1 protein-coding gene is annotated in these 435 nt (G+C 43.9%); it reads right to left on the bottom strand.

Annotated features, from left to right (window positions below; translation table 11 throughout):
* Window positions 1–63: 63 nt before the first annotated feature.
* The coding region (locus HC175_RS18930; protein WP_168139733.1) for a M23 family metallopeptidase at window positions 64–435 on the bottom strand (372 nt) is incomplete at its 5' end.

The following is a 435-nucleotide window of genomic DNA, read 5'->3' as shown; positions in this document are numbered from 1 at the left end:
GCTGAAATGCTCCTGTAATTTCTTCCAGCTTTCAGTATGGGTCGGGTTGGTATTTGTCATTTTTTAAATGGATTCTTTGAATTCTATTTGTCCCAATTCATTCTTCAATGGCTCGATTGCAGCAAAATAGGACGGAATATATTTGTCTTCAATAGGTTCGGCTGAAGGCAGGTTCTGCCTGAGAGGATCCACCTGCACTCCATTTTTCCAGAAACGATAGCACACGTGTGGTCCCGTTGCAAGCCCTGTACTTCCCACATAGCCAATTACTTCACCCTGCTTTACCCGTTCCCCCTGCCTTACAGCACGTTTTGACATATGGAGATATTGCGTGGTATAAGTGTCGTTATGTTTGATCTTCACATAATTGCCATTTCCGGCTGTGTAGGAAGCAGCGATCACTACCCCATTTGCAGTACTTTTAATAGGAGTTCC

The organism is Salinimicrobium oceani, from assembly GCF_012037645.1.
This window is presented reverse-complemented; position numbering and strand designations above follow the sequence as displayed.